Genomic DNA, 22,879 nt, shown 5'->3' with positions numbered 1-22,879 from the left:
AATCAATTAAATTATGGTGTTGTTTCTAAAATTCTCTGCGGGCTGGACCAGTGACGGAGCGGCCCGCTCAGAGTTCTCGGTCGGCGGCGCGGCGAACCCACCGAACCCCCGGCGTCCCGTCGAGCACCCACAGCAGGACGACCGCTCCGAAGACGGCCACGTAGCCGACGACGAGCTCCGTATTCTCGGGGCGCATCACCTGATAGAGGAACGTCTGGAAGTACTCCGAGAACCGCTGGACGAAGCCGAGGTCGTTCGAGTAGGGTTCCCGCGGCGCGAGCGGCCAGAGCAACCGCCCGGCGTTCGGCCCGTTCGCCCGGAGGGCGAGCAGGTCGCCGACGAGGTGCGACCCGTAGCCGACGACCGCGGCGAGCGCGAGTTTCGCCCTGTTCCGCGTCCACAGCGCCCCCGCGAGCAGCGCGACGAGCGGTGCGCCGACGAGGACCGAGTGCGCCGGGCCGTACCCCGTCGTGACGACGCCGAACGACCACGAAAGCGGCTTGTCGACGAGGTCCGGGACCTGCGTCATCAGCGCGACGGCCACGCCGGCCTCGTCGCTGATCGGCGGGTCCCACGCGGCGCGGTTCACGAGGGAAAACAGCACGTAGCCGAAGACGAGATGCTCCCACGGCCACATCAGGCGCTCGCCCCTCCGGTCGAATCGGGCCGGCTGAGTTGCGCAGTGGCGTCTTCACCACCGCCGACCGAAACGACCAGTTGGACGGTCCGATACGCGTTCTCGCGGTTCGCATCGTCGGGGGCGTCGCCTCTGTAGACGTGGTAGACGAGTCGCAGCGATTCACCGGACATCGTCGGCCGCACGTCCTGTTGGACGTAGGCGGTCTGGTTGTCCTCGACCGACTGCCGCGTTCGGTCGAGTTCGCGTTCCTCGGTCACCCGCGTCCCGTTCGCCGTTCTGTCGAGCCGTTGGAGCTTCGTGACGACCGTGTACGTCGTCGATTCGTGCTCGTGGTTCTCCAGCGCCAGCGTCACCGGGACCTGCTCTCCGCGACTGAGTTGCTGGGGGTAGCCGCTGGCCGCGTACCCCGATTCGTTCTGGGTCACGAGGTACGCCTCGGTGAAGTCCGACTCGGGCGTCTGCGTCTCGACCATCGCGAACCCGACGCTGCTGAGGAACGCGACGACGCTCACGACGACGAGGAGGTTGACGGCGAGCGAGACTGGCGAACTCCGCGACTCGGACGAAAGCGGGGACGTGACCGCTCCGGTGGTCGACGCCACGCTCCCGAGAACGGTACTCAGCGGCGGGGCACCGGCCCGCGCGTCCGAGGGGAGGAGCATGCGCCGGACGATGGCGACGGCGGTGAACAGTATCGTCACGCCGAACACGCCGAGCGCGACGAGGGTCGCGTCGAACCCCCGCCCGGCGACGTTGGCGACGAGCGCGACCGCGGCGACGAGCGCGAGGCTCAACGCCGACGAGAGGGCCAGCCGAACGGAGTAGAGCAGTCCGGCGGTGTGTCGCGTCGGTCGGGTGAGCGCCGACTCGTCGCTCATGGTGTCGGACTCGACGTCCGACCGCCGCTCCGGGAACACGGCGGCGAGGACCGCGTACCCCGGGTACAGAACGATGAGCGGCACGACGAACAGGCTCCGGACGACCGACCCGGAGAGACCGAGCATGACCGCCGCGAGCGCGGCGATCGCGCCCGCGACGACGAGGAGTAAGTCGAGCGTCCAGTGACGGGTAGACGACTTCATCACCCGCGCCTTGACCGTCCGTGTTGAAAAATGGCCGCGACCGTTCACGCTCGAAATTGGGCGAAAGAGCGGCTTAGCGGTCTGATAAGGGCGAATGACCGAACGCGCCGACGGCAGCGTTCCGGGGTGATGCTCCGAAAAATCGAGGAATCGCGGCTTCGATTGGTGAGGGTTCGCACGGTGGGACCGACTCGCGTTCGCCCGTCTGCGGCCGTCTACGGGCTTACCGTCCCGATAATAATGGCCGCTTCGCGTGACCTCCGTTTCGAATCGCGGGCCACGACGGCCCGCGGCGTGACCAACAATGCGCACCAAAACCAAACTCCTCGCGGCGCTCGTCGCACTGTTCGTGCTCGTAACCACCCTCCGGTCGGGAAGCGGCGGGTCGCTCCCCGAAGAGGACGAGACGTCTGGCGATTCGGCACAGGCATGAACTTGTACGTCACGGGCACCAACTGCGAGATAGACGACGACGTCACCCTCGGGTACTCCGCCGGCGAGGACTCCCGGCAGACGATCGTCGGCGACGACGCCCGAATCCGCTCGGGGACCATCGTCTACAGCGACGTGACTATCGGCGACGGCTTCGTCACCGGCCACGACGCGCTCGTCCGAGAGGACACCCGAATCGGCGACAACGTCGTCGTCGGGACCAACACCGTCATCGACGGCACCTCCACCATCGGGTCCAACGTGAGCCTCCAGACCCGCGTCTACGTTCCGACCCACACGCACATCGGCGACGACGTGTTCGTCGGACCGGGCGCGGTGCTCACCAACGACCCGTACCCCGTCCGGCAGGACGTCGAGATGACCGGCCCGACGCTCGAAGACGGGGTCTCGGTCGGCGGGAACGCGACTATCCTCCCCGACGTGACCGTCGGCGAGAACGCGTTCGTCGCCGCCGGCGCGACCGTCACCGAGGACGTCCCCGCAGAGACGCTCGCGGTCGGAACGCCCGCCGAACACCGCCCACTCCCGGCGAAGCTACAGGGAGCGAACTCGATATGAGCACACAATCTTCAGTCACGACCATCTACGGCTCCGACCGTCCCGAAGACGAACAGAGAGACGCGTTCACCTCCGGCGACGTGCCCGTCGGCGTCTACGGTCTCGGCAAGATGGGACTACCCCTCGCGTCCGTCTACGCCGAGACCACCGGAAACGTCACCGGCGCGGACATCGACACCGAGGTCGTCCGCGAGATAAACGCCGGGCGGAACCACATCGTCGGCGAACCCGGGCTCGACGAACTGGTCGAACGACTCGTCGAGGACGGCGCGCTCGTCGCGAACACGGAACCGCGGGAAGTCGCGGCCGAGGCGAGCGTGCACGTGGTCATCGTCCCGACGCTCGTCGACGACGGGGGTCGCCCGGACCTCTCGGTCATCGAGGCCGTCGCGGGCGACATCGGGCGGGGTCTCGACGAGGGCGACCTCGTCGTCTTCGAGTCGACGCTCCCGCCGCGCTCCTGCCGAGACGCGCTCCTCCCGCTTCTCGAATCCGAAAGCGGCCTCTCGCTCGGCGAGTTCGGGCTCGCGTTCTGCCCGGAGCGGACCTCCTCGGGACGGGCCCTGAAGGACATCCGCGGGGCCTACCCGAAGGTCGTCGGCGGGGCCGACGACGAGAGCGCCCGCGCCGCGTCGCTCATCTACGACCAGATATCGTCGAACGAGGTCATCACCGTCTCGGACACGACGACCGCGGAGGCGGTCAAGGTGTTCGAGGGCGTCTACCGCGACGTGAACATCGCGCTCGCCAACGAACTGGCGACCCACGCCGACGAGTTCGAAGTCGACGTGACCGAGGCAATCGACGTGGCCAACACCCAACCGTTCTGCGAAATACACACGCCCGGCGCGGGCGTCGGCGGCCACTGTATCCCGTACTACCCGCAGTTCCTCATCAACGAGTTCGAGACGGCGTCGCCGCTCATGGAGACCGCTCGCGCCGTCAACGACGAGATGCCGCACGTCACCGCGCAGACGGCGCTCGACCGACTGGACGCACGGGGCGTCGCCCCCGAAGACGCGACCGTTCTCGTCCTCGGCCTCACGTACCGAGCGGGCGTCAAGGAGATTCGAAAGACGCCGGCGCTCCCCGTCATCGAACACCTCGACGCCGCCGGTGCCGACGTGGTCGCCACCGACCCCATCCTCGACGACACCGACGTCTTCGAGGCCGCGGGTGCGACTATCATCCGCGGCGTCACGAACGACGACCTGTCCCCGGACGCCATCGTGCTCGTGACGGCCCACGAGTCGTTCGAACATCTCGACGTGCCCGCCTTCTCTGACGGCGACCGCCCGGTCGTCTTCGTCGACGGTCGACAGGCCGCGACGGAGTATCGAGACGACGAACGCGTCGATTACGAGGGAATCGGACTCCATGACTGACACCGTCTGCGTCGTCGGCCTCGGCTACGTCGGCCTGCCGTTGGCCATCGAGTTCGACCGCGCCGGGAAGTCGGTCATCGGCTACGACGTCGACCCCGACAAGGTCTCGACGCTCTCGGCGGGGACGGACCCGACCGGAGACGTGACCGACGAGGGCGTCGCCGCCTCCGACGTGCTGTTCACGACGGACGCGACGCACATCTCGGACGCGGACTTCGTCGTCGTGACGGTCCCCACGCCGGTCGACAGCATGGAGAACCCCGACCTCCGGTTCGTCGAGTCGGCGGCCGAGACCATCGGCCGGCACGTCTCGCCGGGGACGACCGTCGTCCTCGAATCCACCGTCTACCCCGGCGCGACCGAGTCCGTCCTCGTGCCCGCGCTCGAAGCCGAGTCCGGTTTCACCGTCGGCGAAGACGTGTTCGTCGGCTACTCGCCCGAGCGCGCGTCGCCCGGCGACACCGGGCGGAGCGTCAAGGACGTGGTCAAAGTGGTCGGAGCCAACTCCGAGGACGTCCGCGAGCGCCTCGCCGACCTCTACGGGAGCATCGTCGACGCCGGTATCCACCGCGCGCCCGACATCGAGACGGCGGAGGCGTCGAAGGTCATCGAGAACGTCCAGCGCGACATGAACATCGCGCTCGTCAACGAACTGGCCATCGCGTGCGACCACATGGGACTCACGACCAAGGACGTCCTCGAAGCCGCGGGGACGAAGTGGAACTTCCACGACGGCTACTCCCCGGGCTTCGTCGGCGGCCACTGCATCCCCGTCGACCCGTTCTACCTCACCTACCGCTCCAAGCGCGAGGGCTTCTCGCCGAAGCTCGTGTTGCAGGCGCGCGAAATCAACGAGTACGTCCCGGTTCACGCCGCCCGCAAGGCGGTCAAGACCATCAACGAGTCGGGCCGCGTCCTCCAGGACACGCGGCTGCTCGTCCTCGGACTCGCCTACAAGCCGGGCGTCGGCGACATCCGGAGCTCGGACGTGAGCACGATGATAGAGAAACTCGACGAGTTCCACGTCGACTGCGTGGGCTACGACCCCCACGCCGACCCCGACGAGTCGCGGGAGGTCTTCGGCATCGACGTGGTCGAGTCGGTCGACTTCGACGCCTACGACGGCGTCGTCGTGGCGACCGGCCACGAGGAGTTCACCGGCTACGACCTCGGCGAGATGGCCGCCGAACTCGGGTCCGACCCGGTCATGATAGACGTGGCCGACGTGTTCGACGCCGACGAGGCCGACGAGCGCGGCTTCCACTACGCGCAGCTCTGAGACACCGACGATGGACATCCTCATCACGATTCAGCACCCCGCGCACGTCCACTTCTTCAAACACGCCATCGACGAGTTCGAGGCTCGCGGCCACGAGGTGTACGTCCGCGCCCTCGACAAGGACGTCGCCTTGGACCTCCTCGACGAGTACGAAATCGACTACGAGGTGGTTGGCTCCCGCGGCGACTCGCTGGTCGGCGTCGCGCTGTCGACGCTCGGCATCGAGTATCGGCTCTTCCGCGCCGCGAGGGACATCGACCCGGACGTCGTCGCCTCCATCGGGGGGTTCGAGGCCGCACACGTCGCGAAGCTCGTCGGTGCCGACTGCGTCGTCTTCACCGACACGGAGCACGCGACGCTCTCGAACGCGCTGACGTTCCCCTTCGCCGACGAGGTGGCGACGCCGAAATGCTACCGCGACGACGCCGGGTCGAACCACTACCGATACCCGAGTTACCACGAACTGGCGTACCTCCATCCCGACCGGTTCGACCCCGACCCGGCGGCGCTCGACGGCCTCCCGGTCGACGCCGACGACACGTACGCGGTCGTCCGTCTGGTCAGTTGGGGCGCGGCACACGACGTCGGCGACGAGGGTCTCGACGGACTCACCGGCCTCGTCAGTCGCCTCGAAGACGCGGGCGCGACCGTCCTCATCTCCGCGGAGGGCGATTCCCTTCCGCCCGCGTTGGCGGACTACGCCATCACCATCGACCCGCATCTCATCCACCACGTGCTCGCGTACGCCGACCTCTTCGTCGGCGAGAGCGGGACGATGGCCTCGGAAAGCGCCGTGCTCGGGACGCCGACCGTCTACGTCCACAGCGCGAATCCCGGACTCATGCGCGACCTCGCCTCCTTCGACCTGCTGTTCGGCTACCACGGCGAGCGGCGGAACGAACGCGCCGCGAATCAGGCGGTCGACATCCTCCGGTCGACCGACGCCGATTGGGAGGCGCGCCGACGGCGACTTCTCGAAGAGAACGTCGACGCGACGGACGTCATCGTCGAGCGGGTGCTGGCGACCGAGAAATAGTTTTTCGAACGCGCGTTTCACGCCCGTTCGCCGGCCGAGTCGACTCCGAGCGACACGTCGATTTTCGGCGCTTCACGCCTTTTATCTGCTATATAATAAGGGGCCCTTGGTGTCTGTCTCGTCTCGATGACACTGCTGGATACAGTCCGACCGTCAAGCCGAGACGGTGATGTGACCGTGCTGGTGACCGGCGCCGGTGCCGTCGGCGCTTCGGGTATCATCAAGGCGATTCGCCGGGCCGACGCGTTCGACGCGCACATCGTCGGCGTCGACACGGACCCGGACGCCTACGGCTTCACCCTCGTCGACACGGCGGAGACGGTTCCCGCTGCCGACACCGACGCGTTCGTCTCCGACCTGCTGGCGGTCGCTCGCCGCGAAGACGCCGACGTAATCCTCCCACTCAACGCGGCGGAGGTCGGCCCCCTCTCCGAAGCGAAGCCCGTCTTCGAGAGCGAGGGTATCGAAGTGATGGCCCTCTCGCCGCAGGCGCTGTCGGTTGCCAGAGACAAAGGGCGACTGTACGACGAACTCGTCAAGCAGGCCCACCCGGTGGCACCCGAGTTCTACCGCGTCTCCACGTACGACGAGTTCCTCGACGCGGTGCACGCGCTCGGCTACCCCAACCGCCGCGTCTGTTTCAAACCCCCCGTGAGCACCGACATGCGCTGCTTTCGCGTCCTCGACCCGGACATGGACCGGTTCAACGCGCTGTTGAACCAGAAACCGAACAGCACCGTCACGACGTTGGGCGACGTGCTGCCCGTCCTCCAAGAGACGGTCCAGTTCCCCGAACTCGTCGTGATGGAGTTCCTACCCGGCGAGGAGTACACCGTGGACGCGCTCGTCCGCGACGACGAGACGCCGATTCTCGTCTCCCGGTCTCACAACGAGGCCTGCGACGACGCCTCGTTCGTCGGAACCGTCGAAGAGAACCCGGAACTCCTGCAAGACACCCGCGAGCTCTGTTCGGTCTTCGGGTTGGAGTACAACGTCACGTTCCGGTTCAAATACACCGCCGCCGGCAGGCCGAAACTCGTCGATATCCATCCGCGACTCTCCCCGTCCGTCACCGCTTCGGTCGGTGCGGGTGCCAACATCCCCGCGCTCAGCGTGCAGTACGCGATGGGACAGGAGCTCCCCGAACTTGACATCGAGTGGGGAACGCACGTGACCCGCGACTGGCAAGACGTGTTTTACGGCCCCGATAAAGACCCGACCACGATCTGACGGACCCAGTTCGAAACTCAACTCTCACCATACATAACGATGCTCTCATCAATATACGGCCGATTGCGACGAGCCGAACTCGACGTGCTCGCAGCGGGTCTCGGAGTCGTGCTCGCGCTCGCGTTGTTCCCGCTGCGATTCCTCTCGTCGCAGATCTTCATCGTGACGCTCCCGATTATCCTCGGCGTCGGTTGCCTCCTCTATCTCGCGGCCGCCCGCGGGAGGGGAACCACGGAGGGGCTCCCGACGCTCGCGCCGTCGCTCGTTCGGCTCATCTCGGCCGGCGTCTTCCTCGGCCTCGCGGGGATGGTCGTGCTCGCGGTCATTCAGGGCGAACGGAGCGTCCTCTTCATGGACCTCGGCGGCGTCGTCGGCACGCTACTGCTCGGGCAGATACTGCTCGCGCCGGACAGCGAACTGCGTCCGAGCGTCTTCCTCGCGGAGATTATCGTGTACTCGTTTGTCGTTCGGTTCGCCGCGCTCTACACTGCGCCGGGGTACATCGGCATCGACATCTGGTCGCACACGACGTTCGTCCAGATGATCCTGCAGGCCGATTCGCTGTCGGCAATCAGCGAGGTCAAGTACTACGCGTCGCCGCTTTTCCACCTCCTCACGGCGGCGTCGACGCACCTCCTCGGCCTGTCGCTTCGGAACGCGCTGTACCTCTCGGTCGGCGTCGTGATGCCGCTCGTGCCGCTTTTGGTCTACGGGACGGCTCGACTCCTCGTGCCGCTTCGCTGGGCGCTCACTGCCGGCGCGCTGTACGCGATGGGCGACCAGGTCATCCGCTGGGGCATCCACCTCATCCCGACGAGCCTCGGGCTGCTGTTTTTCCTCGCGTGTCTGTACTGCCTCGTGCGGATCACGCACGCGAGCGAGCGGTGGCGCGACTTCGGCCTCCTCGTCCTGTTCAGCACCGCCGTCATCCTCACCCACCAAGTGTCGTCGTTCATCATGTTGGTGGTCCTCTTCGCGGGGTTCGCCGCGCAGGTGCTGCTCCGGTTCGACTTCTTCACCGAGGACCCGGACCCGCTTTCGTTTTCCAGCGGCGGGTCCAACCCCGTGAACCTCGCGGGGCTCGTCGGGTTCAACCTCGGGCTCATCGTGTTCACCTGGTCGCTGACGCCGTACCAGGGCGACACCTTCCTCGAAACGGTCATCAACTACCTCATCGTGAACCTGTTCAACGCCGGCTTCCTCCAAGGCGTGGGTGGAAGCGGCGGGTCGGCCGGCGCGTCCGGTGCGGCCGGTTCGGCCGGACAGACGTTCCTCTCGCAACTCTCGACGTACGTCACCGAAGCCGGGTTCCTCCTGCTCGTCTTCGCGGGTCTCATCGGCTGTCTCACCGTGCTCAACCGCTCGCGGGCGACGCAGACGACGTACACGTTCGTCGGCGCTATCGTGGCGATGCTGTTCGTCGTGCTCGGACTGCCGCTCGTCGGCATCGAGAGCTTCGTCCCCGGTCGCTGGTTCGCGTACCTCTACGCCCTCCTCGCCATCATCGGCGTCCTCGGGTTCCGACACCTCGCCAACCGGACCACCTTCAAGGTGGTCGGCGTCATCCTGCTTTTGTTCGTGCTCGTCTACCCGAACGTGATGATAATGTCGAACGACGGCGCGATGGACAGCCCGGTGTTCCCGAACCAACACGAGCGGCTCTCGTACACCGAACAGGAACTCGCCGCCATCGACACGTACGGCTCGGCCCGCTCGTCCCAACAGGGCGGTGAACTCTACACCGACCTGCCGTACGGGACGGTGTGGGAGCGAACGGACGCGTATCCGGCCGAGCCCTTACCGGTGGAAGACGGCAGACCGGTGCCACAGGGGATAACGGCCTACCGGGAGTACCAGTCACAGAGCGCCTCGTACTTCCCGAACGAACAGGACACGGCCACGAACCTCGACCCGTCGAAGACCGAGGTCTGTCCGCCGACGACCAACTACGTCTACGCGAACGGCGAAGTCACCATCTGTTCGCTCCCGGGCGCTAACTGACCGCTCTGCCGCGGTCGTTGTTTTTTGCGTTGTGTGGTCGATGCAGGCGACTTACGGACCGACCCGTCTGTTGCGTCACTCGTCCACCGGCTCGACGAGATAACAGAACTGCGTGAGAGAGAAAAACGACTCACTCCTCCGGTCACGAGTTCGGACGTCTTCGGCCCACTGACGCGCGACTTCCGCTCCGAGCCGAGGTGTGACAAACTCTCGGATAGACGCCAGCAGATAGTATGCAAACGAATCCTGTCCGAGTTCCGTAAGCAGGAGCGTATAGGGAACGATATCCGTCACGTCGAACGAGGCGGCTCGGAGTTTCGGTTCGAGGGTCGACCCCAAGTGTGGGTGTGAGCAGTGTTCGTTCCACGCGGAGAGGACACGGTTCGAACGCGCGCTGTTCCGGACGCGCCAGACGAGCGATTCCCAGTCGGTTGCATAAATCACCGCTCTCCCATCGGAATCGAGAACGCGATGGAGTTCGGAGAGGGCGGCATCGATATCGTCGATGTACTCGTAGACCTGTACCGACACGGCCGTCTCGACGGACCCGTCTGCGACCGGAATGGACGTCGCGTCACCGCGCAGGAGTGAGACAGCGTCTGGACACCGATCCCGGGAAACAGCGAGCATCGTCGGGTTGGAGTCGACTCCGAGAACGCGGGATGCGTTCGTCTGTGATGCAAGTTCCGACGGTTCGAACCCGGGGCCGCAGCCGATAGAGAGGACCGATTCTCCGGACTTCAGGTTCAACTGCTCGTGGACAAACGCCCGACGTGCCCGAGCAGTCCCCGTCTGGTAGTTTGCCTCTTCACGAGCGACCGCCGCTTCGTCGTAGTTGAGGTTAGTCATGGGTTCCGTGACGGGCCGTGATGCCTACTCGTCGAGTGGGCTGGTCGCCGTCGTACGCTGTTCTCTGCGAGACGACGCGCCTATCTCGGCGCCGAATCCGATGCCGGCAGCGATGAGCCCCGTCGCGTGGAGTACGAGAACGGTCCGAAGGCTTCCCAGCGGTAGTTCGGGGTGAATGCTGTACAGGGGTACGAAAGACACCAACCCGACAAACAGAATCTGGTGGAGGGCTGGCATATTACTGAGCGCACGGCGATTTCGCACCAGTAGCCAACCGGCGACTCCCCACGTGAGGATAAGGCAGAACATCAGTTGCGGGTCCCACTGACCGTCCGCGTAGTAACTGCCGCCTGCGAGTATACCGACGAGAACACCGATTGAGACGTGTTTGAACTCGGCCACAGCGATGCTATTGTCGCACGGACAATAAATGTTGGACGAATGACTCGTGTGGCGGTGTGAGCAGCACCTCTCACCGCAGTCGGCCGGTGCAGACGGCCCACAACTGAAGAGTACCACTCAGACAGCGTCGCGGAGAACTAGAACGCGTCGTCGCTGTCCGATTCTGTCGTCTCGTCGCTTCCGAACGTCGTCGAACTGTTGTTCGCCGTGCCACTCTCGTTTCCGCCGGACGACGACCCGAAGGCGGTGTCGCTTTCGGTCGTGGATTCTCCGAACGACGTGTCGTTTTCCGTCGAGTTCCCGCCGAACGAATCGTCGCTCTCGGTCGTCGTTTCACCGAACGTCGAACCGCCGGCGGCCCGTTCCAGCTGTTCTCTCGTGGCTTCGAAGTCGACCGTCGGCGCGGTCACCTCGTCGTCGGAGACGACTCGGGGCACGGTCGTGATGTCGAGTTCGGCCGCGCTGTCGGCGGACAGTTGGACGCTCTGGGCGTACGCGCGCGACCGAATCGCCCGCTGAATCTGGTCGATGCCGTTCACGTCCGCCTCCTCGGCGATTCGGACGAGGTTGTCGGTGGTCGCCCAGTCGTAGCGCTCCTGCGGCTGGTTGGCGAAGACGTACGCGAAGTACGTCCAGAACGACTCGGGGTCGATGTTCCAGACGGCGAGTCCGGCCTCGCTCGCGCGCGGTGCGTCCGGCCCGAGGTACGGTTCGCCGTCCATGTACGCCACGTTCCGGAACTCGACGGAGAGGTCACCGGTCGCGACGTAGTCTTCGATGAGCGTGCCGAACTGCTGTTGGACGAACTCCTGGGTGTACGGACACTTCCAGTTCCCGTACACCGTCACCGTCGTGTCGGCCGTCCCGACAGTCGGGTACCGGTTGTCGGTCTGCAACGACGGGAGGGACTCGGTCGGAAGGTCGAACGACGGGTCGGAGACCGTCAAGGGACTCATCTCGTCGGACGAGTCCGCGTCGGTTTCGTTGCCCTCCGCCGTCTGCGTCTCGGGCCGCGCCGTGGTCGTCTGTCCCCCCGATTGGCTCGCCGTCGTGGTTTCCCCGCCGGTGTTCGCCTGCCGAGCGAAACTCGCACAACCGCTCAGCGAGGCGATGGCCGCGACGCCGGATAGTTTGAGAATGCTTCGCCTGTCTGTCTCTCGGTCAACCATACAGTACACCCGGGACGTGACCGGCATTATTATCGGCCGTGTAAAGCGTGCCACCGCCCGTCCCGCGGACTGTTCGGTGCCTAATCCGCCGTTCGCCCGTCAACGCATCGTTTCGGAAAAACCGAACGACAACGGTGCGTTTGTGTCGGTTTCGAAATCGGAGCCGTCCCTTAGCGCGTCTATAGTAATGGCCGCTTCTTCGTATCATGGTTCCAGGGGCAGCTCAACTCGCTGTCGACCTCGCAACCCATGACACACAGCAAACAACACCGGGTGGAGCCGAACGCCGCCACCTCGTCCGCTCTGAACCGTCCGCAGCCAACGACGACCGGCACGGCGCGTGTTTTCCGACACGCGGAGGACCGCTAACATGTGCGGAATCATCGCTCACGTCGGTGAACGGCGGGCCATCAGCCCGCTCGTCACCGGGCTCGAAAAACTGGAGTACCGCGGCTACGACTCCGCCGGTATCGCGGTGAAAAACGGCTCGGGACTGGACGTGTGGAAGTGCTCGGGTCAGGTTTCGGACCTCAAAGAGACCATCGACGGGGTCGAGTCGAGCGCGACGCTCGGTATCGGACACACGCGATGGAGCACCCACGGGCCGCCGACCGACGAGAACGCGCACCCGCACACGAACCGGACGAACCAGGTCGCCGCGGTCCACAACGGCATCATCGAGAACTACGCGGCGCTCAAGGACACCCTCGAAGAGAAGGGCTACGAGTTCACGAGCGACACCGACACCGAGGTCATTCCGAACCTCGTCAGCTACTACCTCGACCGCGGAAACGAGCCGCTTGCGGCGTTCCAGCACGCGGTCGACACGCTCGAAGGGAGCTACGCCATCGCGGTCGTCATCGACGGCAACGACTCCATCTACGCCGCGCGACAGGGGTCGCCGCTCGTCCTCGGCGTCGACGAGGACAGCTACTTCCTCGCGAGCGACGTGCCCGCGTTCCTCGACCACACGAAGAACGTCGTCTACCTCGAAGACGGCGACACGGTCGAGGTCCGCGCCGACGGCGTCGACATCACCGACGAGGACGACGTGACGGTGCGGCGCGAAGTCGAGACGGTCGACTGGAACCCCGACGAGACCGGCAAGGGGCAGTTCGACCACTTCATGCTCAAGGAGATTCACACGCAGCCGACCTCGCTCCAGAAGACGCTCGAAGGGCGTCTCGACCCGGCGTCGGGCGAAATCGAACTCGACATCGAGACCGACCTCTCGGAGGTCGACTCCGTCCAACTCGTCGGATGCGGCACCTCGTACCACGCCGCGCTGTTCGGTGCGAGCCTCCTGAACCGCTGTGACGTTCCGGCGCGCGCGATTCGCGCGAGCGAGTACGACCTGACCACGGGGTCGCTGACTGACAACACGCTGTTCATCGCGGTCACTCAGAGCGGCGAGACGGCGGACACGCTCAGCGCGCTCCGACAGGTCAACGAGGAGGGCGTCGAGACGCTCGCGGTGACGAACGTCGTGCAGTCGACCGCCGCCCGCGAGGCGGACGAACCGGTCTACATCCGCGCCGGCCCCGAAATCGGCGTCGCGGCCACGAAGACGTTCTCGTCGCAGGCCGCGGTCCTCACGCTCCTCAGCCAGCACCTCTCGGATATCGTCGATTCCGGCGTCCCCGCGGACAACCTCGACCGACTCGTCTCCGACATGGCCGACCTCCCCGACGCCGTCGAACGGGTGCTCCAGACGAGCGACGCCAAGCGACTCGCCCGCGAGTACCTCGACATGAACGCGTACTTCTTCATCGGCCGCGGACTCGGCTGTTCGGTTGCCAAGGAGGGCGCGCTCAAGTTCAAGGAGATCACCTACGAGCACGCTGAGGGGTTCGCCTCCGGCGAACTCAAACACGGCCCGCTGGCGCTCGTCACCGACCGAACTCCCGTCTTCGCGGTCTGTACCGACGGCAGCGACAAGACGGTGACAAACGCTAAGGAGGCGAAGACCCGCGGTGCGCCCATCGTCGCCATCTGCCCGTCGGACCACCAGATAATGGACGCCGCGGACGAGCACCTCTACGTCCCCGACAGGCACCCCGTCTGTACGAATCTCCTCGCGAACGTCCAGTTACAGCTCCTCTCGTACTACTGTGCGACCGAGTTGGACCGCGAGATAGACAAGCCTCGAAACCTCGCCAAGAGTGTCACGGTCGAGTAATCCCACGGAAACCAGCCACCCACAATGAACAAAGAACTGTTTGGCGTCCTCGACGACGACGGAGCCTTCGACGAGCTCGCGTCTCGTTCGAGCTTCGACTGGGTCGCCGACGGTGAGCGCGCAACCGTCGCCATCCGCGACCCCGCGCTCGGCTTTCCGGGACGCTCGTCGACGTATCGAGACGAACGAGGGAGCTGTATCGTCTGGGGCGAGGCGTTTTCGCCCGATGACGTTTCGGCCCCGGCGGCCGAGCACGCCTTCGAGCGGTACGCCGAGGTCGGGCCCGACGCGTTCGGCGAACTCAACGGGTCGTTCCTCGTGTTCGTCGAACTCGACGGCGACGCGATCGTCGCCTCGGACCCCGCCCGAACGTGGCAGTGCTTCTACACCGACACGCCCGACGGGCGGGTGTTCGGTACGAACCCGCAACGCGTCCTCTCGGCGGCCCGCGATCTGGAAGTCGACACCCGCGGTCTCCTCGAATACATCCACATGGGCGTCGTCGTCGACGACCGGACGGTGTACAGCCGACTCAGTTGCATCCCGTTCGACGGCTACTTCACCGCCGACGAGTCGGGGTCGCTCTCTCGGTTCGTCTACGACCCCGCCGACCCCGACGAGTTCGACTACGTCGACGAACTCGCGGCGCGCCTCGAACGGGCGATAGCCCGCCGGACGAACTTCCCGGGCAGGCAGGGGGTCCTCTTGAGCGGCGGCTACGACTCGCGGGCGATCGTGGCCCAGCATCCGGATATCGACGTCTGTTACACGCTCGGTGAGCCCGACCACCCGGAGGTCGAAGTCGCCCGAGACATCGCCCACCAGTACGGCGCTGACCACGAAACCCTCGTCCCCGACGACGACTACATCAACGTCGACGAGGACGTCATCGAGTACTCCCTCGGAACGCGCGAATCCGTCCACATCCACCACGCGGGCTGTGACGAAAAGATGGACGTCGACACCGTCTTTCACGGACTGCTCTTCGACACGTTCCTCCGCGGACACTTCCTCCCCCAGAACGTCGTCGACGTGTTCGGTAATCGGTTCCCGTTGCAGGGGCTGGACCCCGACCCGGACCCCGCCGAGGTGCTGTCGTCGAAGTTCGGCTACCACCCGGCGTGCGATCACGTCTTCCCCGAGTGTTACGACGAGTTCGACACGAGCATGGAGTTCATCGACGACGTCGTCGACGAGCAGCTCGACAAGTGGTCGGACCGCTACGACAACGTCTACGACAGTATCGAACTCATCGGCATCCAAAACCAGCCGTCGGTCCCGTTCCACTTCGAGCTGTCCGACAACTACATCGAGTCGTTCGTCGCCGCCGACGCCGAACTCATCGACTGGCACCTGAAGACGCCGCCGGAAAAGCGCAACACGAACACGATGATGGCGGCGATGCGGAAACTCAACCCCGACATCTTCCGCCACCGCCCGCCGGACAGACCGCACGACTCGTTCCGGAAGAACCAAATCGAGAAGTTCCTCCGGCGGAAAGTGCCGGGCGTCTCCCCGTTCAGTTCGCCGTGGCCCGACATGGAGGCGCAGTACGACCGGAACGAACTCGACCGCAAGCTCTTCCCCGGCTACCCGAGCATCCACGAGCTTCCGGTCAGAGTCAAGCTGCGAATCAACGACATCACGACGTGGATGAACGCCGCGGACGACGACAGCATCCTCACCCCCAACGACGTGTTGTGTCCGCCGGTTCGGATGCTGACCGACTCCTGAGTCTCCGCTTCTTCTCCCCGACTGACCGACGGCTCGTGCTCGCGATGTCGTCTCGCTCGTTCTCCGCCGCCACGGACTGCTGTCGGTACTGACTCACCTCGACACCGACGACGACTGACAAGAGCGTGCGACGGTGCGGGGAGATTCGGACTGTACCGAGACGCCGCAACAGGTGCGAAAAGGAGGTCGCCTCGTCGCTGTCGCCGCGTTATCGGTCGGTCGTCACGGTCTCTCCGGGAGCCGTCTGAGCGCCTTCAGAGAGCGTCACACCGGCGTTGAGCGCCGTGTTGATCCCGGTCTTCACGTCGTCGCCGACGACCACGCCGAACTTTCGGCGGCCGGTCGAGACGCGGTCGCCCTTGACCGTCACGGAGACGTCTTCGTCGTCGTGCCGGAGGTTGGCGACGTTCGTCCCCGCGCCGAAGTTGACGCGGCGGCCGACGACGCTGTCGCCGACGTACGACAGGTGGCCGACGTTCGTCTCCGCGAGGAGCACGCTGTTTTTGATCTCGACGGCGTGGCCGACGTGAACGCCGGGGCCGACGAACGTGCAACCGCGGACGTACGCGTTCGGCCCGACCGTCGCTCCCTTCGAGACGTAGGCGGGCCCCTCGACGACGGAGCCGTCTCTGACGGTCGCGCCCGCTTCGACGACCACGTCGCCCTGCACCGTGGCGTCGTCGCTCACGTCGCCGTCGATGCGGCGGTCGAACGTCTTGAGTTTCCACTCGTTCGCTTCGAGGAGTTCCCACGGCCGGCCCACGTCCATCCAGCGGTCGAGCGTCACCGGCGAGACGTTGAACTCGTCGATGACTCGGTCGAGGACGTCGGTGAGTTCGCGCTCGCCGCGCTCGCTCAGCGGCACGTCCAACATGTCGCGGGCCTCCGCGGGGAACACGTACGCACCGGCGTTGACGAGGTCGTTTCGGGGGGCATCGGGCTTCTCGACGATTTCCGCCACCGCGCCGTCTGCGACGTTCAACACGCCGTAGTTGCCGGGGTTCGGAACGCGAATCGACGCGATGCTCGGGGCCGCGTCGAACAGGCTGTCGATGCCGTCGGGGTCGTAGAGGTTGTCGCCGTAGAGGACGGCGAACGCGCCGTCGATGTATTCTTCGGCGGCGCGGACCGCGTCCGCGGTCCCCTGCTGTTCGTCCTGTTCGACGTAGGAGACCGGGACGCCGCGGTACGACGAGCCGAAGTGCTCGCGCACCGTCTCTTGGCCGTAGCCGACGACCATGACGAGTTCGTCGGCACCGGCCTCCACCGCCGCCTCCGCGGTGTGACCGACGATCGGCTGTCCGGCCACGGTCAGCATCGGTTTGGGAACTTCGTTCGACAGCGGTCGCATGCGTGTGCCTCGCCCGGCCGCGAGTAGGATAGCTTGCATACCCCGCCGTAGTCGAACGACGGGCCTTATTATACGCGAGATAAGGGGTCGTTGTCGGCGTTTTTCGGCGAGTTCAACGCGATTAGGTGCGGCGTAGTGCTCACCCGTGATAGACGCCGTGTTGCCACAGCAGGTCGCGGGCGACGGCGACTTCCCATGTCACGGCGTCTTCGAGGGTCGTCCCCTTACGGGTCGTCTCGACGAGGTAGCCGGGGAGGTGCAGGTCGCCGTACGCCTTGTGGATAAAGAGCGGCCGAGACCCGTCGAGGGAGTTGCCGCAGTCGAAGTCGTAGTGCGACGGGTACTCCGAGAGGTCGATGTACTGCTCGTTGACGTAGTCGCAGGCGTTCACCGCGTTCATCGGGGTCGCGCGGGTCGGGAAGACGGCCTGCCCGACTTTCCCGTCGTACTTGTAGATGCCGCTGGAGCTGTGGAGGTCGACGACCACGTCGGGGTCGTGCGACTGGAGTTCGTCCCAGAGCGCCCGCGCGAGCCGGGACGTGGGGTTCGCCCCCGTAGGGAACTGGCGGTTCAGGTCGCCGTCTTCGGTGTACCGCGCGCCGATGCTGATTGCGGGCACGTTCGCGTAGGGGACGACGACGAGTTTGCCGCCGGTCGGGCGAAGGTGTCTGAGTTGGTCGGCGGCGTGGTAGCCCTGCGGTTCCTCGCCGTGGACGCCGCCGACGACGAACGCGGTCGGGCCGGGCTTGCCGGACGTACTCGCGGACGACGTCTTCGAGGTTGTGCTGGACGAAGTACTGCGAGGAGTCCGACAGGAAGTTGACGTAGACGACGAGGGTGGGGTTCTCCTCGTCGGTGCCCATCGTCGGGTAGAGTCTGTCGCGGAGATACGGTGCGGTCCCGACGACGCCCGGCGAGAACGCCGCGGCCGCGTTTCCAGTCCCGATAGTTCCAAGTAGCGCGAGTCCGCCGGAGGCGGTGAGAAAGTTACGGCGGGTGAATTGAGTATCCATTTATGTTCATTTCACTGAACGTTACGGATTCGAGAAAGTCACAGCCTTCACATATTCAGCTTTTTTATACTATCGCAAAAACTGACCGTATCGAACCTCGCCGCGTTACGGTATGTTACCAGTTCGCGAGGCGAATGCGCCCCCAGAAGTTCAAGCGCGCACTACTCGGAGGGATTGACTGAACGCCCTGCGCCGCCACTCACTGTGTGTTCGGCCGTGAGAGCGGGCTCTCCGGTCGCATCATTCGGTGGTGAACCTGAGTGTGTAACTGAAGTAGCGGTCATCGTACCGGAGGAACCGACGTTCGAGGTCTGGGTCGACGTCAGCGTCTTTCTCGACGTTGCCATCGAGATACACCCAGTGACCGAGCTTTTTCAGGAGCGATTCGAAGGCGGTCGAGTACGGGTGTGACTCACGGTACGGCTCGGCCGTCGCTTGCCGGAGAACCTCGCGCTCCGCCTGCGAGAGTTCCTCTCGCGTCACCCGCGCGTCGAGGACCGCCGCCTGCAGAATCGTCTCGATTTCGGCCGCAGACTCGGCGACGGGGTCGACGTCGGCCCGATAGACCGCTTCGTGAAACGTCTCTCGGGTGAGTTCGACTTCGTAGATAATGTCCCGATATTCGACGTGAGACGCGCCGCGTTCGCCGATGAGGTCGCTCGCCCCCGCTGCGTCGTCGTCCCGGTAAACGTAACCGTCGCGTTGGACCAGTCCGTTCGGAACGCCACCGGTGTTGCCTCGTGCTCGCGCGGCGAAGAACGCGACCTGTACCGCCTGTTGGTCGACCTCGGGGAGCGACGAATGTGCGACGTGGTCCGGGACGTGTTCGAGCTTGTCAGTGCGGCCGACTTCGAACAACCGGAGAACCGGATGGGTGACAGTCTCCTCACCGACGACGAGCGCATCGAGGTGGTAGTACGTCCCGTTGCGCCGCGCGTAGGTCGGGGTATCGTCTCCCCGAGCGGGGAACGGCCTACGAGACTGCGTCGTGTACTCCGTGCCGTTGAGTGTGGTGTTAAACGCGTCTTCGTCCCACGGAGGTCGCGTCTCGGCCAGGTCCACGACGTACCGCTCTCGAAGCGAGCCATCGAACGGGAACAACGAAAAGACGAGTTGCCGCGAGCCGGTCTCCGAATCCGAGAGGGCCTGTGAACAACCGCCAAGCGCCGCTGTGAGCAGTGTTCCGCCGGTCGCGAGGAGTCGTCGCCGCGTCGTGGTTGGGGAGGGCACGGCTCTCCTTCTCCCAGAACTGTCAAAGTTGTTTCTTTTCGAACGGCTGCGCGGAGCCCAGCCCCTACAAGGGCCGACCCCCCGATTCAAGCGGGGACGGTGTCGGCGCAGGACTCGACGAGGGTCAGCGCCTCGTCGAACAGTCGGTCGGTCGCCGTTTCGGTTCGCGCCTCGGCGGTGACCCGAACGAGCGGTTGCGTTCCGCTCGCCCGGATGAGGAACCACCCTTCGTCGGTCTCGACGCGAAGGCCGTCGCGGTCGTCGATGTCGACGTCGTCGTACTCCTCGCGGACAGCGCTCTCGACGCGGTCGAGGACGCCCGTTTTGTCGGTCGTCTCGACGCTCTCGCGGCGAAGCGGGTAGCTGTCGACACCGTCTACGAGGTCTGCCAGCGGGCCGCGCCGCGAGACGAACTCCACGAGCTTACACGCCGCGAGCGGGCCGTCTGGACACGGCGTCTCGTCGGCCCAAATCCACGCGCCGGAGGGCTCGCCGCCGAAGACGACGCCGGGTTCGGCGCACTTCTCGGCGACGAACACGTCTCCAACGCGCGTTCGGACCGCGTCCGCGCCGACGGTCGCAACCGCGTCGTCGACGGCGAGGCTCGTGTTCACCGGAACCGCGATTCGGTCGCCCTCGGACGCGGCCTCGCGCCCGAACAGGGCGAGAAGCGTGTCGCCGTCGACGAAGTTCCCGTCGCCGTCGACGGCCATCATCCGGTCCGCGTCCCCGTCGTGGGCGATACCGAGGCTCGCGTCGGTCGCGGCGACGTGGGCTTGGAGCCCCCGAAGCGTCTCGTCGGTCGGTTCGCTCGGACGGGCGGGGAACCGGCCGTCGCGCTGGCCGTTGAGCGTCGACACCGTACACCCGAGGTCGGAGAGCGCGTCCGCCGTGAGCCGTCCCGTCCCGTTTCCGATGTCGACGACGACGGAGCAGGTGTCGTCGAGGTCGACGCTCGATGTGAGCGCGTCGCGGTGGCGGTCCTCCACGCACCGGCGTCGTTCGGACCCCACGCCGTCCCACGCGGCGAACTGGTAGTCCTCGTTTTCGATGCGTCGCTCGATGGCGGCGCGCCGGTCCGCATCGAACGCCCGGCCGGACGCGGCCCAGAGCTTCACGCCGTTGTCGGTCGGCGGGTTGTGCGACGCGGTGATGACGGCGCCGGCGTCGGCGTCGAACCACTCGACGGCGCGCGCGATAGACGGCGTCGGTTGGGTTCCGAGCCGGATTACGTCGGCTCCGCACTCCATGAGTCCGGCGACGAATGCGTGTTCGAGCATCGTCCCGCTTTCGCGCGCGTCGCGGCCGACGACGACGCGCCCGGAGACCTCGCTACCGAGGGCACGGCCGATACTGAGCGTCAGTTCCGCCGTAACGCCTTCGCCGACGGGGCCTCGAACGCCGCTCGTTCCAAACATACTCCGCAAGTAGGCTGCGGGGTTCCTTACTATGGGATGAGTAAGAAACCGCTCGACGGCGAGTTGGCTCCCGGCTGGCCGCGGCCGAGGAGGGCCGTCATCGCGCGGCGTCCGGCGGTCGGCAGTCGCGGCGTGCTGGCGCAGTCGCCCGAATCCGCGAGATACCGCGCTTCGGGAGACCGAACCGGCTTCGGCTTATGATGTGTTTATTCGGACGGTCGACGTCCGTTGTGGTGGGTGTAATCCGAGAAACGACCGTTTCATCCGTTCTAGGGTCTCTTTAGGGTCACAACTATCTCCGAAGTTCATATAGGGTGCGCTCGTGGCATCTCCTATGTGCGTACACGAATTAACCGCGATTCAACGCGATTTACTGTTCGTTGTGCGAGGAATGAGCGACTCGTCTGGGCAGACGATAAAGACCGAACTCGAAGAGACACAGGGGCGTGACCTGCTCACGGGTCGCGTGTACACGAACCTGAACGAGCTCGTCGACAAAGACCTCGTCAACAAGGGGAGCAAGAACGGACGGACCAACGAGTACTCGCTGACTGACAAGGGCCGCGACGCGGTCGAAAAACGCCGCCGCTGGGAGCAACGGTTTCTCAAGCAGACCGCGTGAGCGGTGATTTAGTGGTCCGATAGGTTCGCAGCCTCCGAACTGCTCACCAGAGATATCGAGGACGCTCGACCCTTATTCTGTATATAATAAACATCTGATGATTAGTAGTGGCTGGTGATGACAGAACGACAGTCGAGCCGCAGACGGTTCCTTCAGTTGACCGGTGCAGCGACGATTGCCGGACTCGCGGGCTGTTCGAGCGGGTCTTCGGACGAGACGACGACCACAACCCGGACGACCACCTCCGCCTCCACGCAGACGACGCAGACGACCACGGCCGCGCCGGAAAACCAGATGCGTGGGCCACGCGAGGGCGACGACTTGCCGACCGACTCCAAGCCCTCGGACGGTTACCCGCCGGAGTTCGACACCGTGCCGGAAGAGCGGTCTATCGACACGAGCGCTTACGACACGCTCACCCGAGAGGTTCAAGGCGTGACCGTCGAGGTCCCGCTCGTTCCCATCGAAGACGCGTACTACTGGTACGCGCGCGGGGAGGCGCGGTTCGTCGACGCCCGCAGCGAGACCGGATACGAGGTCTCTCACATCTTCGGGTCCGTTCTCAGCCCTGCACCGGACGGGCGTGCGCTCGACCCCACGAGCGACTGGAACGAGGCGGACCGCGTGGTGACCTACTGCCACTGTCCGCACCACCTGTCGTCGCTCCGAGCGGCGATGCTGCTCTCGACCGGCTTCGAGAACGTGTACGCCATCGACGAAGGCTTCCAGTCGTGGCTCGACCGCAACTACCCGCTTGCGGGGTCCGATACGAACCGGGACTACACGGTTCGGACCATCGAAGGCGAGACCAACCGACTCGACGCCGGCGAGACGGCATGGGCGTTCCATCCGCAGACCGATCAGGTCGAAGCGACCGAAATCGAATCCGACGGCACGTACACGCTCGAACTGAAGTTCGTGCAGGTCGACGCGCAGAGCACGATTCAGGTCGAGACGCCGAGCTATGCAATTCAGGCCCCGCTGAGTGAACTGACGAGCGGAACCGTCACGGCCGGTACGGGCACACCGGCCGAACAGACGAGGTCGGCTTCGAGTTCCACGAACGAGACGACGAACAGCACCGGAACGAACGAGACCATGACGAACGGTACCGAGACGAACGAGACCATGACCGACAGTTCGTACTCGCTGAACTGGCGCATCTGACCGGGGACCGACCGGCGGAAAGAGCGGAACTCGCCCCGTGGTGATTCTGTGCGTCTCGGTTTCGGCTTGTAGGCGACAGAT

20 protein-coding genes are annotated in these 22,879 nt (G+C 65.3%); 11 read left to right on the top strand and 9 right to left on the bottom strand.

Going from position 1 to position 22,879, the window contains the following annotated elements; genetic code table 11:
- Nucleotides 1-67 precede the first annotated feature (67 nt).
- Both BN996_RS16710 and BN996_RS16705 read right to left on the bottom strand, forming a co-directional pair.
- Nucleotides 68-637 carry a metal-dependent hydrolase gene (locus BN996_RS16710; protein ID WP_042666542.1) on the bottom strand — a complete coding sequence of 190 codons (570 nt, stop codon included), beginning with the start codon at nt 635-637 and terminating at the stop codon, nt 68-70.
- Nucleotides 637-1,722: a DUF1616 domain-containing protein gene (locus tag BN996_RS16705; protein WP_089780961.1), complete on the bottom strand. Its 1,086-nt coding sequence runs from the start codon at nt 1,720-1,722 to the stop codon at nt 637-639. Before BN996_RS16705 ends, BN996_RS16710 begins: the two co-directional genes overlap by 1 nt.
- 304 nt (nt 1,723-2,026) lie before the next feature.
- Here BN996_RS16705 and BN996_RS20700 point away from each other — a divergent pair, with 304 nt between their 5' ends.
- The 7 genes from BN996_RS20700 to BN996_RS16675 all read left to right on the top strand — a co-directional run bounded on the left by BN996_RS20700 (nt 2,027) and on the right by BN996_RS16675 (nt 9,664).
- A complete protein-coding gene (locus BN996_RS20700; protein WP_264371817.1) occupies nt 2,027-2,155 on the top strand; it encodes a hypothetical protein in 129 nt (42 codons plus the stop codon).
- Nucleotides 2,152-2,733, top strand: coding sequence for an acyltransferase (locus BN996_RS16700; protein ID WP_167344162.1), 582 nt, complete (start codon nt 2,152-2,154; stop codon nt 2,731-2,733). The genes BN996_RS20700 and BN996_RS16700 overlap by 4 nt, the downstream gene beginning before the upstream one ends.
- Entirely contained in the window at nt 2,730-4,118 is a 1,389-nt protein-coding gene (locus BN996_RS16695) for a nucleotide sugar dehydrogenase (RefSeq protein WP_089780958.1), read from the top strand. Before BN996_RS16700 ends, BN996_RS16695 begins: the two co-directional genes overlap by 4 nt.
- The gene (locus BN996_RS16690) at nt 4,111-5,397 is read left to right on the top strand and encodes a nucleotide sugar dehydrogenase (protein ID WP_089780956.1); all 1,287 of its coding nucleotides are present in this window, start codon (nt 4,111-4,113) and stop codon (nt 5,395-5,397) included. The genes BN996_RS16695 and BN996_RS16690 overlap by 8 nt, the downstream gene beginning before the upstream one ends.
- Before the next feature lie 10 nt (nt 5,398-5,407).
- Nucleotides 5,408-6,433: a DUF354 domain-containing protein gene (locus BN996_RS16685; protein WP_089780954.1), complete on the top strand. Its 1,026-nt coding sequence runs from the start codon at nt 5,408-5,410 to the stop codon at nt 6,431-6,433.
- Between the two features lie 183 nt (nt 6,434-6,616).
- A complete protein-coding gene (locus BN996_RS16680; RefSeq protein ID WP_226908787.1) occupies nt 6,617-7,663 on the top strand; it encodes an ATP-grasp domain-containing protein in 1,047 nt (348 codons plus the stop codon).
- Nucleotides 7,664-7,726: 63 nt separating this feature from the next.
- Nucleotides 7,727-9,664: an ArnT family glycosyltransferase gene (locus tag BN996_RS16675; protein WP_226908786.1), complete on the top strand. Its 1,938-nt coding sequence runs from the start codon at nt 7,727-7,729 to the stop codon at nt 9,662-9,664.
- A 75-nt stretch (nt 9,665-9,739) separates the two neighbouring features.
- On the opposite strand, the gene BN996_RS16670 is transcribed toward BN996_RS16675, so the two are convergent.
- From BN996_RS16670 to BN996_RS16660, 3 genes are all read right to left on the bottom strand, one after another.
- Nucleotides 9,740-10,513, bottom strand: coding sequence for a methyltransferase domain-containing protein (locus BN996_RS16670; RefSeq protein WP_089780948.1), 774 nt, complete (start codon nt 10,511-10,513; stop codon nt 9,740-9,742).
- 24 nt (nt 10,514-10,537) lie between these two features.
- Nucleotides 10,538-10,915: a hypothetical protein gene (locus BN996_RS16665; protein WP_089780946.1), complete on the bottom strand. Its 378-nt coding sequence runs from the start codon at nt 10,913-10,915 to the stop codon at nt 10,538-10,540.
- A 137-nt stretch (nt 10,916-11,052) separates the two neighbouring features.
- The gene (locus BN996_RS16660) at nt 11,053-12,084 is read right to left on the bottom strand and encodes a DsbA family protein (protein WP_089780944.1); all 1,032 of its coding nucleotides are present in this window, start codon (nt 12,082-12,084) and stop codon (nt 11,053-11,055) included.
- 370 nt (nt 12,085-12,454) lie between these two features.
- On the opposite strand from BN996_RS16660, the gene glmS reads away from it, so the two are divergent.
- Both glmS and BN996_RS16650 read left to right on the top strand, forming a co-directional pair.
- Nucleotides 12,455-14,263 (top strand): glutamine--fructose-6-phosphate transaminase (isomerizing), encoded by a 1,809-nt coding sequence (glmS, locus tag BN996_RS16655; RefSeq protein ID WP_089780942.1) that lies wholly within the window; start codon nt 12,455-12,457, stop codon nt 14,261-14,263.
- A gap of 24 nt (nt 14,264-14,287) precedes the next feature.
- Nucleotides 14,288-15,997 carry an asparagine synthase-related protein gene (locus tag BN996_RS16650; RefSeq protein WP_042666559.1) on the top strand — a complete coding sequence of 570 codons (1,710 nt, stop codon included), beginning with the start codon at nt 14,288-14,290 and terminating at the stop codon, nt 15,995-15,997.
- A gap of 208 nt (nt 15,998-16,205) precedes the next feature.
- Here BN996_RS16650 and glmU read toward each other — a convergent pair whose 3' ends face one another.
- The 4 genes from glmU to glmM all read right to left on the bottom strand — a co-directional run bounded on the left by glmU (nt 16,206) and on the right by glmM (nt 21,009).
- Nucleotides 16,206-17,387 (bottom strand): bifunctional sugar-1-phosphate nucleotidylyltransferase/acetyltransferase, encoded by a 1,182-nt coding sequence (glmU, locus tag BN996_RS16645; protein WP_089780940.1) that lies wholly within the window; start codon nt 17,385-17,387, stop codon nt 16,206-16,208.
- Between the two features lie 100 nt (nt 17,388-17,487).
- Nucleotides 17,488-18,303 (bottom strand): M14 family metallopeptidase, encoded by an 816-nt coding sequence (locus BN996_RS16640; RefSeq protein WP_226908785.1) that lies wholly within the window; start codon nt 18,301-18,303, stop codon nt 17,488-17,490.
- A gap of 298 nt (nt 18,304-18,601) precedes the next feature.
- Nucleotides 18,602-19,591: a hypothetical protein gene (locus BN996_RS16635; protein WP_226908784.1), complete on the bottom strand. Its 990-nt coding sequence runs from the start codon at nt 19,589-19,591 to the stop codon at nt 18,602-18,604.
- Between the two features lie 86 nt (nt 19,592-19,677).
- Complete coding sequence (gene glmM / locus BN996_RS16630; RefSeq protein WP_089780936.1) at nt 19,678-21,009, bottom strand: phosphoglucosamine mutase; 1,332 nt, start codon at nt 21,007-21,009, stop codon at nt 19,678-19,680.
- A 391-nt stretch (nt 21,010-21,400) separates the two neighbouring features.
- Between glmM and BN996_RS16625 the strand changes: the two genes are divergently transcribed.
- Entirely contained in the window at nt 21,401-21,631 is a 231-nt protein-coding gene (locus tag BN996_RS16625; protein ID WP_082256491.1) for a PadR family transcriptional regulator, read from the top strand.
- A gap of 117 nt (nt 21,632-21,748) precedes the next feature.
- The gene (locus tag BN996_RS16620) at nt 21,749-22,798 is read left to right on the top strand and encodes a rhodanese-like domain-containing protein (protein ID WP_042666566.1); all 1,050 of its coding nucleotides are present in this window, start codon (nt 21,749-21,751) and stop codon (nt 22,796-22,798) included.
- The last annotated feature ends 81 nt before the right edge of the window (nt 22,799-22,879 follow it).

Origin of the sequence: Haloferax massiliensis, from assembly GCF_001368915.1 — an archaeon.
Lineage (GTDB): Archaea > Halobacteriota > Halobacteria > Halobacteriales > Haloferacaceae > Haloferax > Haloferax massiliensis.
Note: the sequence above shows the minus strand (reverse complement) of the source record. Positions and strands in the feature narration are given on the sequence as shown.

Bases quoted from the DNA above. Each gene is read 5' to 3' on its own strand.
- BN996_RS16710 (WP_042666542.1), bottom strand. From the start codon at position 637: ATGTGGCCGTGGGAGCATCTCGTCTTCGGCTACGTGCTGTTTTCCCTC.
- BN996_RS16705 (WP_089780961.1), bottom strand. From the start codon at position 1,722: ATGAAGTCGTCTACCCGTCACTGGACGCTCGACTTACTCCTCGTCGTC.
- BN996_RS20700 (WP_264371817.1), top strand. From the start codon at position 2,027: ATGCGCACCAAAACCAAACTCCTCGCGGCGCTCGTCGCACTGTTCGTG.
- BN996_RS16700 (WP_167344162.1), top strand. From the start codon at position 2,152: ATGAACTTGTACGTCACGGGCACCAACTGCGAGATAGACGACGACGTC.
- BN996_RS16695 (WP_089780958.1), top strand. From the start codon at position 2,730: ATGAGCACACAATCTTCAGTCACGACCATCTACGGCTCCGACCGTCCC.
- BN996_RS16690 (WP_089780956.1), top strand. From the start codon at position 4,111: ATGACTGACACCGTCTGCGTCGTCGGCCTCGGCTACGTCGGCCTGCCG.
- BN996_RS16685 (WP_089780954.1), top strand. From the start codon at position 5,408: ATGGACATCCTCATCACGATTCAGCACCCCGCGCACGTCCACTTCTTC.
- BN996_RS16670 (WP_089780948.1), bottom strand. From the start codon at position 10,513: ATGACTAACCTCAACTACGACGAAGCGGCGGTCGCTCGTGAAGAGGCA.
- BN996_RS16660 (WP_089780944.1), bottom strand. From the start codon at position 12,084: ATGGTTGACCGAGAGACAGACAGGCGAAGCATTCTCAAACTATCCGGC.
- glmS (WP_089780942.1), top strand. From the start codon at position 12,455: ATGTGCGGAATCATCGCTCACGTCGGTGAACGGCGGGCCATCAGCCCG.
- BN996_RS16650 (WP_042666559.1), top strand. From the start codon at position 14,288: ATGAACAAAGAACTGTTTGGCGTCCTCGACGACGACGGAGCCTTCGAC.
- glmU (WP_089780940.1), bottom strand. From the start codon at position 17,387: ATGCAAGCTATCCTACTCGCGGCCGGGCGAGGCACACGCATGCGACCG.
- glmM (WP_089780936.1), bottom strand. From the start codon at position 21,009: ATGTTTGGAACGAGCGGCGTTCGAGGCCCCGTCGGCGAAGGCGTTACG.
- BN996_RS16625 (WP_082256491.1), top strand. From the start codon at position 21,401: ATGAGCGACTCGTCTGGGCAGACGATAAAGACCGAACTCGAAGAGACA.
- BN996_RS16620 (WP_042666566.1), top strand. From the start codon at position 21,749: ATGACAGAACGACAGTCGAGCCGCAGACGGTTCCTTCAGTTGACCGGT.